10 protein-coding genes and 1 pseudogene are annotated in these 14627 nt (G+C 58.7%); 4 read left to right on the forward strand and 7 right to left on the reverse strand.

Annotated elements, in window-relative coordinates; genetic code table 11:
* A pseudogene (locus CKO23_RS08605) lies at nt 1-417 on the reverse strand (IS4 family transposase); the annotation flags it as partial.
* Nucleotides 418-1322: 905 nt separating this feature from the next.
* On the opposite strand from CKO23_RS08605, the gene CKO23_RS08610 reads away from it, so the two are divergent.
* Nucleotides 1323-2285: an EDSAP-1 family PEP-CTERM protein gene (locus CKO23_RS08610; RefSeq protein ID WP_200330056.1), complete on the forward strand. Its 963-nt coding sequence runs from the start codon at nt 1323-1325 to the stop codon at nt 2283-2285.
* 218 nt (nt 2286-2503) lie between these two features.
* Here the strand turns inward: CKO23_RS08610 and CKO23_RS08615 are convergent, their stop codons facing one another.
* A complete protein-coding gene (locus tag CKO23_RS08615; protein ID WP_207168484.1) occupies nt 2504-4186 on the reverse strand; it encodes an FAD-binding protein in 1683 nt (560 codons plus the stop codon).
* A gap of 681 nt (nt 4187-4867) precedes the next feature.
* Between CKO23_RS08615 and CKO23_RS08620 the strand changes: the two genes are divergently transcribed.
* Nucleotides 4868-5680: an N-acyl amino acid synthase FeeM domain-containing protein gene (locus tag CKO23_RS08620; RefSeq protein ID WP_200330060.1), complete on the forward strand. Its 813-nt coding sequence runs from the start codon at nt 4868-4870 to the stop codon at nt 5678-5680.
* A gap of 84 nt (nt 5681-5764) precedes the next feature.
* On the opposite strand, the gene CKO23_RS08625 is transcribed toward CKO23_RS08620, so the two are convergent.
* The gene (locus CKO23_RS08625; protein ID WP_200330062.1) at nt 5765-6514 is read right to left on the reverse strand and encodes a PEP-CTERM/exosortase system-associated acyltransferase; all 750 of its coding nucleotides are present in this window, start codon (nt 6512-6514) and stop codon (nt 5765-5767) included.
* A 623-nt stretch (nt 6515-7137) separates the two neighbouring features.
* On the opposite strand from CKO23_RS08625, the gene CKO23_RS08630 reads away from it, so the two are divergent.
* Entirely contained in the window at nt 7138-7377 is a 240-nt protein-coding gene (locus CKO23_RS08630) for a PIN domain-containing protein (RefSeq protein ID WP_242482307.1), read from the forward strand.
* A complete protein-coding gene (locus CKO23_RS08635; protein ID WP_200330064.1) occupies nt 7364-7624 on the forward strand; it encodes a hypothetical protein in 261 nt (86 codons plus the stop codon). The genes CKO23_RS08630 and CKO23_RS08635 overlap by 14 nt, the downstream gene beginning before the upstream one ends.
* 426 nt (nt 7625-8050) lie before the next feature.
* Here CKO23_RS08635 and CKO23_RS08640 read toward each other — a convergent pair whose 3' ends face one another.
* From CKO23_RS08640 to CKO23_RS08655, 4 genes are all read right to left on the reverse strand, one after another.
* Nucleotides 8051-8959, reverse strand: coding sequence for a patatin-like phospholipase family protein (locus tag CKO23_RS08640; RefSeq protein ID WP_200330066.1), 909 nt, complete (start codon nt 8957-8959; stop codon nt 8051-8053).
* A 407-nt stretch (nt 8960-9366) separates the two neighbouring features.
* Nucleotides 9367-9663 (reverse strand): DUF1640 domain-containing protein, encoded by a 297-nt coding sequence (locus CKO23_RS08645; RefSeq protein ID WP_200330068.1) that lies wholly within the window; start codon nt 9661-9663, stop codon nt 9367-9369.
* A gap of 148 nt (nt 9664-9811) precedes the next feature.
* Nucleotides 9812-13297 carry an efflux RND transporter permease subunit gene (locus CKO23_RS08650; protein WP_200330070.1) on the reverse strand — a complete coding sequence of 1162 codons (3486 nt, stop codon included), beginning with the start codon at nt 13295-13297 and terminating at the stop codon, nt 9812-9814.
* A 14-nt stretch (nt 13298-13311) separates the two neighbouring features.
* The gene (locus CKO23_RS08655) at nt 13312-14343 is read right to left on the reverse strand and encodes an efflux RND transporter periplasmic adaptor subunit (protein ID WP_200330072.1); all 1032 of its coding nucleotides are present in this window, start codon (nt 14341-14343) and stop codon (nt 13312-13314) included.
* Between the last annotated feature and the right edge of the window lie 284 nt (nt 14344-14627).

The following is a 14627-nucleotide window of genomic DNA, read 5'->3' on the forward strand; positions in this document are numbered from 1 at the left end:
GCCCAGCGCATTGCCATCGAGGATCTTGACGCGATAATCGCGCAGCAACGGCGTGCGGGTGGCCGCGAGCGAGGTGATCACCCGACCCGCCTGCTCGGCGCTATAGCCCACCAGCGCGGCCGAGATCTCCGGCTCCAGTCCATTGAGCTTGTCGTACACCGCTCTGCGCGTGACGGGGATTTCCTCGCGCGCCCCTTGATAGGCCGCATGGATCGACGGTTGCTGGCGGGTGACCACCTGCATCATCAGATCGAACAGCGTCGAGAACAACAGATGACGGGTGTACTGGCTTTGCGCCGTCTGCTCAAACCAGGCGTTGAGCTGGTCCGGATGGAAGCTGCGCTCCAACACCGCGCGCGCCATGGTGGGGATGGGGAAATGCTCGGCAAAGCGCTCAAGCAGTGGATTCAGCAACATCGTCAACAGCCCGCTGGTTACAAAAGGGCGCGATTTTACCGAGGACGCGCGACTCGCGCTGCTCGGGCGATTCAGCTGCGTCGAGGGCGGGCGACCGGCAGGAGTCGTTGCGTTCACTTTTTGTGACCTTCACAGCCCTGGGGTGGGGCACTCCAGTCGCTGCTTCGGGTACGTTCAAGATTGGGTGGAAAAGAAGATTCGGCGCCATTTGATGCGCGCGCGTCAGCGTCAGGGCTTTGGCTGGACGAGGTGGAGTAGCACGTGGCTGTACGAAGCACTCGGACTCTTCAACGGGTATCGGGTGGCACCACGGACACCGAAAGCACTCCCAGCGCAATCGGTCGCATAACCCTTGGTGTGAAGGCAGCAGGAAAGCCCGGTGCCGGAAAACGGCACGCCGGGTTTGACGTGGCGGGGGCTGGAAACGTGATCACGGGAGCCGGACTGAGGGCCAGTGCGAAAGTGCTGGAGGTACCACCGGACCCTACCGTCGGCGCGCCAGTCCCCGACCCTACTGATGAGGGAGGGCTGGTATCCTGTGGCTATGATTCGGCTAGTGAGGCACCGCCAAACGAAAGGGGCGGCAACAGATAGGCCGTGTCTACGGGTGCAGGATGCCTGCTCTCTACTCTACCCTGTCCTTTCTTGAGGGCTCTGCCGGACCGCTTTACCCATCCTACCTTGCTAGTTCCTTGTTTCTCGAGTGTCAGGATTCTTTACAACCTGACGGAGGCAAGCCAAGCCAATATGAGACAAATTATTTTAACTAATTGTTTTTATTTAGCTAAAAATCAATATTCATCATTGGCACAATATCTGCTTAAATGATTATCGAGATCTGGCGCTTCGGACCTACAGATCGACCAAACTGATTCAACTCACGATGATTTACAGGTCAAAACATCATGAACACAAATTTTAAGAAGCTTCTTGTCCCTGCCGCCGTCGCGCTAAGCATCGGCGTCAATGCACCTGTACATGCGGGCGCCATCGCGATGGCCGATCTCGCAATCATTGCTTTTGGGCTTGTCGACGCTGTTAGCGGTGATCCGCTTACTAATGTGGCGACTATCCTTACCGATAGCCGCACAGGTATTGCTTCGTCAAATTATAATGGTATCGAGGGCACAGGAATCGGATTGGGTTCAATAGCGTCATTTACTCCTGGCGCAACTGTTGACGTCAAAAAACGTTGCGCGGGTGCTGACTGCGCGACCATCGACACCATTTATGGTGGAAGTGCGGAAAACAACACGCTCACCCATCTGACCACCCCGCCTGTGGGGAATTTTGCTCTCGGTGACATGTTTATTTCGGGTAACATCCTCGGCGCAAGTGGGGCACAAGGCCTAACAAGAGCAGACGCCTCGGCAGATTACGCGACGAATAGTGGGGGGTCGAGTGCGACGATTATTAACGCGGCCACGGCATCAATCTTGTTGGCAGTGTCGGCGGATGTCCAGGCAAAGCTGGCGGTAAGCTATAATGTGTTCGTCACTGCGTTCTTGGATGCATTTCTTCCCGGTGAGTCGGGCCAAGCTGGAGCCGGTACCACCTTTTCGGTGACAGTGACGAGTAATGGCACAAATGGTGACTCCCTATTTTCAACGCTTGTTTTTAATCCAACGGAGCTGAATACTGGCTATACCGCCACAAACTCTACTGAAAACAGTACGTTTTCTCAAGTTGGCACCTTGCTTTCGGACACCAGAACTCTGAAAGCTGGGAAGCAATACCAACTGACAATTAGCCAGTCGAGCAATGCGTTAGTTCAACTGGTTCCTGAGCCAACATCAATGATGCTGTTAGGAGCAGGCTTGTTGGGCATGGGGGCGACCGTGCGCCGTCGGGTGGCAAAGTCTGCTTAGCCTGCAACGGTTGTTGGGGGGAGTGCGAGCGAACCCCAACACTGCAATGCCCGCAACCCACGAACCGTTCTAAACCCGCGCCCGCCCCGTCCCACTCGGCCGGGGCGGTGTTTTACTCATCCGCTGGTGCCGTTGGGGGTTCGTTCCTCAACGCATCAAACCCACCGTTGAGTCTCGGCAACCAAATTTTCGTCCACCTCGTTGGGACGTTGCCTTTTTCAACCGCATGCGCCCGCTGGGTTTCGCTCCTCGCCTCCACCAACGAAACCGGGCTCATACCGCCCCGGCGCAATAATCCCATCCGGATCCAGCACCGACTTCAGGCGGCTGACGGTCGCCCAGAAGGGATCGTCCGCGTGCGGCGCCAACAGCCCCATGCCACGCAGGGACGCCCGGTAGATGGGATACCCCAGCCGGTACAACTCGGCGACGCCCGCGTCGTAACAGGCCAGCGCCCGGGCGGTCTCGTCCGTGTCCTCGGCGTCGTAGTCGATGGTGTAGACGGCGGCGAGCGCGCGCTCGTTGATCATGTTGACCGTGACGTGACAATCGAAGCCATGGTCGGCGAAGAGCGTGTCCATCCGGCGCGTCAATTCGGCGAGATCCTGGGCGCGAAAGGGTAGGATCGGCGCCATCCAAAGGATTCCAACCTGCTCCCCCGCCAGATCGGTGTCATCGCCCAGATCGGCCGGCCAGCCGCCCTGCTTGCGCCAGAAGGCGCCGCGCAGGAAGAAACCGGTCGGCCGACCACTGTGCATGTTCGACAGGGCCTGGGCCGCGCGGATCTTCTTGCCGAGGCCGGGGAAGAGCCCCAAACGATCGAGGAACGCGGCGGCGCGGCGCGCGAGCGCGAGGGTGGTCGGCGGCAGAAAGATCGCCCTAGCCCCGATGCCGCGCAGCGCGCCGTTCAGCAGGCGTCGGTGCAGGCGGACCTGAGCGCGGGTGCCGTAGAAGGCGCCGGACATGGCCCAGGCGCCGATGCCGGCCGCGCGGCGCAGTTCGGCGCGCAGTTCGGGCGTGAGCCGGGCTGCGCCGGGGAGCCGATCGCGCGGAAAGGGCCGGTCGCTGGAGAGCGCGCGCAGGTCGTTGCCGATATGGGGGACGCTGTGCAGGATGCGATGCAGACGCAACCGCTGGAGCCTGGGCAGCGCGCGCAGCAGGTCGTCATCCTCCTGGAACAGCACCAGATAGGGACAGAAGGCCTCTGGAATCGGCACGAGCCAGAGCCCGATCTGGGTGACGATGCCAAAGTTGGACTGGGTGAAGAGTCCATCCATGAAGGGGCCGACGCCGTAGGGATAGAGATGGGTGGTCTTGGCGCCCTCGTAATGGCCGAAGCCAGTGCGCAGCAACTCGCCGGTGCCGAGCACGACCTCCATGCCGGAGACGGTTTGCAGGCGATTGCCATAGGGGGTATGGCCGAACCCGCGTTCGACGATATTGCCGATGAAACTGGAGTGGGGGCCGGCGCCGGTGCAGTCGCACCAGAAGGGGATCTTGCGCTCCGCCAAGGCGTCCGATAGCTGGCGCTGGGTGACGCCGGGCTCGATCACGGCATAGCCGAGTTCGGCGTCGATCTCGAGGATGCGGTTCATGCGGCGCAGATCCAGGATGACCTGACCCTCGCGCACCGGGCAGGCGTCGCCATAGCCCCAGTTCTGTCCGGTGCTGAGCGGGTAGAGCGGCGTTCGATAACGGCGCGCGATGCGCACAATCTCGACGACCTCATCCTGCGTGGTTGGTTTCAGCACCGCCCGCGCCCGCCGACTGCTGTTGGAGCAAGTGCGGGCGTAATGATCGAGCGACTCCTCGGCCGTTGACACCGAGGCATCGCCAAGCAACTGCCGCCATTCGGCCGCTGCGCTGTTCCAGTCTGGACCACCTGGCATGGGTTGACTCACGGCTTCAATCCCCTCTCTCTCTGCTTTCAGGGAGGCGCTTCCCTGAGTGTTTTCAGTAGTTTTCTGATTTTTAGGGAGGTGGCAGGCCGGGTAGAGGCGATTTCGTTTGGGTTTGCGTCATCTGGCACAAACCAGCGAAAAAAGCTGCTCCTTAATTCTACTTTGTTAGATTAGAATATTTCTGATGTATTTGATCTATAAAGGTTAATCTAGATCGCTCGCCTGTTCATTGGGGTCGTAATGCGTGCAAAAGAGGCGTTTGCGCCACCGGGAGCAGACGGATTGCCTGGTCACACAGAGTGACCTTCGCTAAATCAGGCGCATAAAGGTAACAAAGTAGTATTAAGCGCCTATCCTCCCAGCGGATCTAAGAGGCTGTCTGAAAACCTCAAGGGGCGACTTTAGTCGCCCTTGGCACTGGCGGGAGGGCGAATGAATTCGCCCCTTCAGCTCGGGCGATTGCAATATTCAGACAGCCTCTAAGAACTAGGAAACTTCGGTACACAGTTCACCCGAACTCTCGAGGCCGCGATCTATTCGCCAGAGACGCTCATGAATGAGCGACTTGCGGGCAGCGAGATGGGCAATATCCCTCTCCACAAATATTCCACAAATGTTTGGAAGCCGACGAACGGTACTTTGTTATAGTCCGATCTCCTATTTCGTAGCAGGTGCATCCTGATGACGATAAAATTCATAGTAGCTTGTAATCAAAAGGAAATCGACGACGCACTCTGGCTGCGACACCAGGTCTATGTCAAGGAGGAAGGGCTTTACGGAGGCAGCGCCTTGCCAGCAGAACAGATCGTTGACCGGTTCGACTTCGTCCCAACAGTCGCACACATCCTTGCTTACGAGGGGAGCGAGCCCGTGGCGGGGATCCGGCTGAATCGCGACACGAGCATGGGTCTCCCTCCGGATGAGCACTTCGATTTCAGCCTGTTTCGCTCGCAGTCGAAGGGTCCGTCGGATGATCGGCAGGCACTAGAGCCGCTTGTCGCCTCCGGCGGCATGCTGGCAATCCGCCGGGGCTGGCGACAGCGACGGGGGGTTATTGACTCTATCTATAGGGTTGCAGCCGGAGTTTTTTTTGAGTGGGGCGTCACACACATCACTGCGACGGTGAACCATGCAACGGTGTCCATCTACCGTCGTGCGGGATTCGAAACGCTGGCAAATAAGATCTGGATCAATCAAATCGGCGACCACGTTGTCCCAATGCTGGCGAAGGCCGAGGATTGTTATCGATGGGCGTTTAGCGACCATCGTGTCTCCTGCAAACCTGTTTGGCGGGAAGGCAGAAAGTTGAGCTGTAACGTCTGCCCCCGCCTTACGATCAATCTCTCTGGTCATTTCCGCAGCACTCGATCCACTCATCAAACCATGCCATTCCCCATTCCCCAGCACGCATCATCCCTAAGTCGTTTTCGATCCGCCGAAGCAGCGGCTGGCGTAGCCGATTTTCGACGCACTGGGACGCGAGGAAGTCGCTGAGGAAACGTTCAGGCAGGCAAGTAGTGACGGTGCCGCACACGTAAAGTTTGGTTGATGTGGGCAATGGTATGACCCGTCAGACAGCTAAACGTGGACGCACAAGTCCTCTGCGATAGCATCCAGTAGATCCCGTAACGGTTGGTTCAGATGTTCGAACAGCATGGCGCGCGAAATATAAAAGGGCGCGCGCGCGCCCCGATACTCGACTGGCTCGCCGACTTGCTCGAAGAAGATACCGCCAAAATGCAGATGACGTGCCAGGCTGGGCTCCATCATGGCATAGACGCCGTCCATCCCCTCGGCAAGACCAACCGTTGCAGCTGCCAGATACAGTCCGAGAGCGATATGGGGAAAGCGGCGGCGGTCTTCCTGTGTCCACTGGAATAAATCGGCACTGACGCCGTCTGCAGTGTTCTGCTCGCCCTGCCGACGTCGGAACTCTTTGCGCAGGGCCAGTCGTGAGATCTCGCCAAACCGTCCTTTCTGCATCTTCAGCGGGCTCTGGTCTGAATTGAACAATGCTGGGTCATAGTGGGCGGTCAAGGGCAGGCATGGCTCAGGGCTGTCAGGTCGGGTCTTGACCAGCCGGACGGTGCCCGCATCCAGCTCCAGTTCCGATTGCTTGTGTTTGCGAAGGAGTAGGCAATGGATCGAGTCGCCGTCGAACCCATCATATTCTCGCCTGTCGGGAAACTGCGCGGGATCTTCCCAGCCGAGATCCCGGCAATAGACTTCGTAGCGAAGGGCGAACACCCGATCACGCAGCTCGTCCGTTGTGGCTGCGATGATCTTGAAGAATTCCCTGTAAGGTGTCACAAGGTCGGTCTGAGGCATGGAGGCTGGCCCCTACTCTTTGGATGGTCGCGATTGGTGTAAGTCGATTATATCTCGATCTGTCTTGGTAAATATCTATCTGGCGTTCGCGCATTTGTATCTATTGAGACGTACTGTTTTTGACTAACAAAAACAAGTCCCTTGGGATTTCAGGTAAATGCAGATTGCTTGCGTCAAGGCCAGGAGCGCCCTGAGCAGCGCATATCGTGCAAGGGCGCGGGATTCGGTGGACTTCGCTCTTGGAGTCGGGGTCAGGTCTTGTAAGCACCCATTTGATCGTTCCCGCGCCCGTGGCCGTGAAACCCACCGACCCGCCGCGCCAACGCGCTTCCCCGGCGGATTTAAAAGCTCCTTCCGACATTGAGAGCCTGTTCGGCCGGGTGTTTTTCTGAATTGCCAGCGGCCTGGTTCGGTGGGTTTCGCCGCACTTGACCTACCCGACGTCGGCCTTCGATGGAGACCACCGCGCGTCAGTCGTCTTTCGATCGTCAGTCGCCCCTCGATCCAGGCGTAAAGAATCCTGACGCCTGGGTGGCCCGCTGGGCCGTGCCGCTGATGTTAGAATACGAGCCGTGCTCAAACGCCCGGAAACGCTGAATCGCTCAGGCGGCACGGCGGCGGATATGGATGTCATTCTCGACCAGTTGGCCGCCGTGCTGCGGCGGGTGCCAATCTGGTATCTGTGGCGTCCGCAGTTACGTGACGCCAATGACGACATGGTGCTGGAGGCTGCGGCAAATGCGGCGGCGACGCATCTGGTGACCTTCAATATCCGCGACTTCGGGGAAGCGCCGAGCCGATTTGGGATCCTGCTTTGCCGCCCAGCCGAACTCGCGAGGAATCTGCGTGATGGGCAAGAGTAACTACGCATTGAGTACGCCAGCGAGTATTCTGGCGGCGGCCCGTCGTGCTGCTAAGCGCGACGGCGTGAGCTTGAACCAGTTCATCAACACGGCCTTGGCTGAGAAGGTGGCCGCGTTGGAGACTGAGGAGGTGTTCACGCGCCGGGCCGCGCGGGCCGATCGAGCGCGCTTCCTGGATGTATTGGAACGCCTGGGTAGCGAACCGCCACGGGCAGGAGATGAACTGGACATCGACTCATGCAGATAAAGCAAGAACTAGCACAAGAACTAGTGTCAGGTCTTGAAATCAGGTATTTGCCCGCTTCCCCGCCCGTGCTCGCGAAAGCCAGTTGTCCGCGATCCTAGCGCTTAACCGGTGGATCTGAAAAACTTTCTGACATCGCGAGTCGGTCGGGCCAGGCCTTGGCCCGAGCGCCCGGCGTTGCATCGGTGGGTTTCACTGCGTACCTGACGGGCCGGTGGCTTTTTGAGCCAACTGTAAAGAAGCCTGACACCCTGGCGGTCCCCTGGAGCGCTTGATGACGGCGGACGTCGGCCTTGAACGGCGCCGTGCGGAGGCGACGCAGGCGCGAGCTGTCTTCTCAACTTTCATTATCCGATCATGGGGTTTCTATGGTTTTAGACGCCCTAGCCTATGGCGCATCTGCCATGAAGGTAAGCACACCGAGTCGCGTCAGATCCCGGTCCGGTGTTGGGCGCGGAAACGGCGCATCTTTTCAGGGAGGATACGGAGCGTGGTCTCATAGCCGGCGCGGTGGAGTTCCAGTTTGGTCGCCGTCGTCAACCCGAATTCCAATGGCGTGACGCTCTTGGTGTCGATGATGACGGTGGCGTTCCAGAAGGCGTCCTGGATGAACTCGCGCGAGAGGCTGGTCATGAAGGCCCGCATCAGCATTTGCAGATAGTCCGGGAGCGCGATCCAGCGCCGTTGTGCGGGTTGGCACCCGCTCGCAGTGGCGCGCAGCCGGAAGCAGCAGCTCGGTGTGCCATCCTGCGCCCAGTCACGTCGCAAGGCATCCTCTGACAAGATGCTGCCGTCAACCATCAGGTGGGGGCCATGCTCCTTATAGGCGAACAGGAGCGGAATGCCCATGGAATAGCGGATCGCGCGCGAGACGCGCATCTCCGGGCATTGCTCGCAATCAAAGACCACGGGGGCGCCGTTACGCACATCGGTGGCGACGACATGCAGGTCGAGGGACAGATCCTCGAAACGGGCGCCCTCAAGCTGTTGATCCATCCATCGCTCGAAGCCTTCGCCGGATGAGAGTCCGCCGTGGAAGAGGAGCTGGTAAAGGCTGAAATCGCGGAAGCGTCTGAAATCGACGCCGAGCGCGAGTGCTTTCATGGACGCAGCCGACCAGCCGGCGGCGCGCAGCCCGGCGACGATGCTTCCGCCCGAGACGCCGACGATGTGATCGCCGACCGCGCCGAGTTCATCAAGTGCCTGGATGACCCCGACGTGTGCGGGTAAGCGTGTTCCACCTCCGGCGAGAATGGGGACAATCTTGCCGATGCCTGCGGATTTCGTCGCATGAGGCGACAGGGATGCGTCTGTCGGCAAAACTTGGGCGTCTGACATGGGGCGGTAGTCATGAATTCTGGGTGAGTTAGGAAGTGCCCATCAATTGCTTTGGCGTCGATCATCGTTTCGGCCAGTCGTCTTCCGTAGGGTGGACAAGCGCAGCGCAGTCCACCAACGCCGACGCGGGATTCGGTGGACTTCGCGCTCGCTCGTCCACCCTACCGGCCCAACTGATGACCAAGGCCATTGCTTTTCGATGCGCGCGATGCCGCCCGAAATCCCCCTAGCCCCCCTTTGCGAAAGGGGGGATTCTTGTTGGACGCGTTCTTTATGAGTCGAAGGGAGGTGGTACGTGCTCCATGGCGTTTGGCCGGCCTCCAGGGGCACCCGGCCGCTTCGGGACGGTCGTGTCGCCGATTATCCGCGGGGAGCGATCGGTTCGCTCCCATCGCCGGCCCTGGCCATCACAATAACTTCACCATGGCGGCAATCGCCGCGACCTGAGCGAGCATGATCGGCAATAGCCAGCGCAGCAGGTGGGATTTGATGCGTTCGATCTGGGTCGAAAGATCCGCGCGTACTTGCTCGATCTCTTTCTGTAGCCGTAATTCGGCCTCGCGCACATGACCCTGGGTCGCCAGGTTGGAGAGATTCGGATAACGCTCTTCGAGTTGCTCGAAGGCTTCCGCAATGACTTTGGCTCTGGCCCGCTCATCCGGGGCCGTGGCCAAGGCTTCATAGAGGGCGACAGATGATGACATGAGGGCATCCTTTATGATGCATGGTTGACGTCAGTTTAGCGTGAAACCGAGCCACAGCCAGCGTTGGTTGCGCTCGGGCCCTAGAGCGCGGACTTTGCCCATCCTGCAGATCCGGGTCTACTTGGGTCAGGTCATTTCCGGAAATCGCCTAGCGCCCTTCGATAGCCTGATCCATCACCTGATAAGCCCGTTCCAGCTCCAAGAGACGGGGACTCTGCGGATCCAGCGCCCGTGCCCGCGCGAGATACCTCCTGGTTCGGTCCATGTACCCAGAATCCCATCCTATTTTGTGCACATAGAGCAGCAGGGCCTGAGCCGTTGCGAGACTGAAGAGCAGTGCCCCGATGTTCTGATCCGAGAGATGCTGGAATCCACGAATGGCCTTTTCCAGCTCGCCGCGCTCAAGGGCGTTGAGTGCATCCCTATACGCTGCCCGTTGCGCCGCGTCAGCGATGGCGTCTTCAGAGACGGTGTCGCGGACGGGTTGACCGCGGAAGCGTGCGAGCCACTTCTGGAGGGAGTTCGGCGCTCGATCAACGAGAAGGGGTAGATATTGCAGCTTCTGAACCGGTGTCAGCGGTGGACGAGTCACCGCTAAGTAAGTGGCCGGTATCAAGAACAGCGTAAGAAGCGTTGAAAACGTCAGCCCCCAGACGATCGAGGTGGCTACAGGTCCCCACATCAACGACTCGCCCGCCAAGCCGGTCGCAAGAGAGAACAGACCTGCAATGGTTGTCACGGATGTGATGAGAATCGGAACGACGCGCCGTCGGGCTGCCGATACAATGGAGCGAGAAACGCTGAGCCCATTCTTGTTGTATCTGTTTGCCGTGCTAATTAGGACAATGGCGTCGTTGGCCGATATGCCAGCAAGTGCAACAATACCGTAGAGCGTGTAGAGGCTCAGAGGATTTCCGCTGACGATGAGACCCATGACAACACCGATGAACGCCATGGGTACGGCAGAGAGCACAAGGAAGGGCTGCTGATAGCTCACAAACTGAGTGCCAAGAATCAAATAGATCAATCCTAAGCCGACAACAAAGAGTCCTAGGATCGCACCCAGGCTCTCTTGAATGTCATCATTCTGGCCGGAGAGATCGAGGTCAATCCCTGGGAAGCGCGCCGCGTTCTTCGCCCAGAATGCCTCGATCGCCTTGGTTGCGGTGATCGTATCGGTTGTCGCGCTGTCAATGTCGGCCTCGATCGTGATCGCACGTCGAAAATCGAAATGTCGGATGTTACTAATGGTGTGCCCCGATTCTGAGTCCACGAGATTCCCAAGCGCAATCTCGGTTCCGTCAGGAAGTCCCACGGGATAATCTAAGAACGACTGCGTATCCAGCATTGCACGGGGCTGAGTGCGCACGCGAACCACTAAGCGCTCCCCCTGATTTTGCATGCTGGCAACAACCTCACCATCGGCATAGAGGCGCACAATTCGCACGACGTCAGCGGGACTCAGGCCGGCCCGAACAATGGCGTCAGGATTAAGATGCAGCTTCAACTCCATGCGCCCGAGCGTATCGTCGTCGGCGATATCGATCACCCCGGCTGTTGTGGTCAAGAAGCCTTTCAACGCGCGCGCAGCGGCTCGAATCGCCGTGATGTCATTGCCGCGCACCTTCACGCTGATCGGCTTCTGCGTTGGTGGGCCAAGTTTGCGAGTCAGGAAAACGATTTCGAGCGGTCCGGCAATCCCCTGAAGGGCGTCTCGGAGTTCGTCGATGATCACATTGACATCCCGACGGTCCGGTCCTGCGGGCTTGAGGCTAACAAAGACCTGTCCCTTTTCTTCGCCATAGAGCGGCTCTTGTGCCGTAACGCGCTGGCCTGCATACCGAATAATGGCCTCTGCCTCATCGAGGTGGAGATGGGCGCGCACACGGGCCTCGATCTCGCCAAGCACCTCGAGCGTCTTCTCCGCTTTAGTTCCGGGTGGCATTTCCACGCCGACGTAGAAGAGTCGGTAGAGGTCAGTCGCAAAATAATCCACGCGCACTGCGCCGGAAACCACCACAAGAACAGCACCGGCGAGCAGTGCGACGCCAACCCCGAAGGCCGTTCGCCTCCAGCGAAGCACCTTCACCAAGAGCCGGGCGTAATACCTGCGAAACACGTGGATCCAGCGAGTTCTGACCCCTTGAAGGCGCCCCGGCCCACGCGGATTGACTCGGGCCTTGATCATGTGACTAGGCAGGATCCAAAAGGCCTCAACAAGACTGATCAGAAGCGCGAGTGTGACCACCGCCGGCACGTACTTCATGTAGTCCCCAAGGACACCTGGAATGAGCATCAGCGGTAAGAAAGCGGCAATCGTGGTGAGCACCGCCGCGACGACTGGCACAGCGACTTCTCGCAGTCCAGCCATGGCGGCCTCGACCGCCTCGTATCCCTCAAGCAACTTCTGATAGATGGCCTCGACTACAACGACCGCATCATCGACCAACATTCCCAAGCTGATGACGATCGCAAGTAGCGTTGTTGAGTTGAGCGTCTGACCAAAAAGCGCGAGGGAGAGGAAAACGCCAGCGAGCGCGAATGGGATGCCCAAGCTCGTGAGAATCGCGACCCTGAATCCTAGAAAGACACCAACGGAAATGACGACCAGAATGAGGCCGACGAGTGCGTTGTTCTCCATCACTTCGATGGCGTGTCGTGTCTGTAACGTCTGATCCTCAATCAACGTCAAACGAATGCCCTGAGTCGCTAGAACAGGGTTTTGCTCGGTCATGTAGGCTCGAATGTCACTCAGTAGTTTGAGATTGTTGGTCGAATCGGACTTGAAGATTGACAGCATGACGGCGGGCTGTCCCTCGAAACGCACGATTTCCTCCGCCTCTTGGCGGCTTCTGACAATATCAGTGACAGAGCGGAGGGGCAGCTCGCCAATCGCGGTCACGACCGGAATACCCTCTAAATACTGTGGGTCTTCGCTCGTCCCCTCCAGTCGAACGAACCACTTCTGATTGCCAACTTGAACGCTGCCCGCCGCGAGGTTGCGAAAGTAGGCATTGACAGTCTCAGCCAGCGCGACGGGGGAGAGCCCCAAGCCGACGAGACGCTCGGGAGAGAAGTCGACATGCAGCTCGGGATCGTATTCGCCGATGGTGTCGACCCGGTCGACACCTGAAATACGTTGAATATCCTTGCGAACATTGACAGCAGTTCGGCGCAAGACCTCATCGTCAGCAAGCCCAATGACAGAGAGCGTTGCAGTCGGAAAAAGATTCGCGCTGCTAAACTCGATGATTTCTGGCTCAGTCGCCTCCTGCGGCATTTCTCGTTGCTGAGTCTGCACTTCACGTCGGAGATCATCCATGCGTTTCGCAAAGATCTCCGGCGAGATGTCCATGAAGCGAAGCATGATGATCGAAACACCTTGGCGGCTCGTGCTGTTGACGAACTTGATGTCATCGACCTTTTGGATCCCGTCTTCCAACAGATCCGTAATCCGCTGTTCCACGTCTTCCGCTGACGCGCCGGCCCAGGTGGTCGTGATCGCTACCCAGTTGAAATTGACGCTTGGATCTTGCTCTCGCGGAAGGTTCAGGTATGCGATGGACCCGAGCACGAGCACCAGCCCGAACGTCAGGTTCGTCAAGACATGGTTTCGTATCAGCTTCTTGAACATCGATCGACCTGCCTTCAGGGAAGACGCACGGCATCGCCATCGCGAAGCTGGTAGCGACCATCCACGATGACCTTCGTCTCTGGGGGCAAGTCCACCGCTGCGGGATGCCCCATGCGCGCATCTGGCAGAGCAATAAATTTGGCCTTGTCTTCGTCAACCACAAAGAGGCCCAATGTTGTGCCGCGCTGGACGATCAAATCCGCAGGCACCTCGCCTCGACCGAGAATCCAACGCAGTCGGCCCGTTTCGCCAGCCAAAGCACTCCGGTTCTCTGCAAACGCGAGACGAACCTCGTACGTGCGCAAACGTGTCTCCATGAGCGGTAATACCGTCCTCAACTTCACCGGATAGCGGGCATTGCGGCTCACGAAGTCAATTGACTGCGCACTTTTCAGGCTGTCCAGATCTTGCTCTTGAACTTTGGCGCTGATCTCGATGTTTTGGTCGTCAAGCAAACGCAGGATGGGAGTGCCCGGCACCACGTAGTCACCGACACTCGCGATCCGCTCCACGATCACCGCGTCGATGGGGCTTTGGATCTCGCACTTGCCCGCGTCATAGGCAGCCGCTTGAAGGTCGGCACTCAGTCGATCGACATCGGCCTTCAGCGTACGCGCCTCGGCTTCCCGCCTGTCGTTTTCCTCCTGTGAAATGCTGCGCTTCTGAGATAGCTGCCGCGCGTTTTCGAACTGACGCTGAGCGAAGGCGTAGCTGGACCGTCCAGCTTCCAGGGCTGCCTGCATTCGGGAAACCTTGATTCGATAAGGCTCGCACTCCACGCGTGCGACGACTTGCCCTCGCTTTACGCGGTCTCCAACCCTTGCCTCAATGGCCGCAATGACTCCCGCGATCTCCGCGTCGAGATGCGTGTCGTTAAGCGTCACCGCGACAGCTGGCGCATCGCGCTCTGGGTAGACTTGGATGCTACTCAGCGTGGCCAAACTGATCGGAACTGGTCCGCCACCAGCGTCCTGCGCCAAAACAGGGAGGGCAACGGCGCCCGAAAGCAGGATCGTCACCAAGCGCCATCGTTTGCTCATCATCATCATTGACATCCCCGAAGCGAACCTTCGCTGCTACTGCCACATGCTCGTACTCACCCATGGGTGATCGAGGCAAAACGATTGCCGGCCTTGGTCATCAGCTGGACCGGTAGGGTGGACGAGCGAGAGCGAAGTCCACCGAATCCCGCGCCGTTGTTGGTGGACTGCGCTGCGATTGTCCACCCTACCGAAGACGACTGGCCCGAAGGATGATCGACGCCCGATTGCCAGAATTAACTTTCACGGCCTCCGCCGGCCAGCCAGAAGCGCGCGAGTCGACGATGCTG

The sequence above is a fragment of the Thiocystis violacea genome, assembly GCF_016583565.1.
In the GTDB taxonomy this organism is placed as follows: domain Bacteria; phylum Pseudomonadota; class Gammaproteobacteria; order Chromatiales; family Chromatiaceae; genus Thiorhodococcus; species Thiorhodococcus violaceus_A.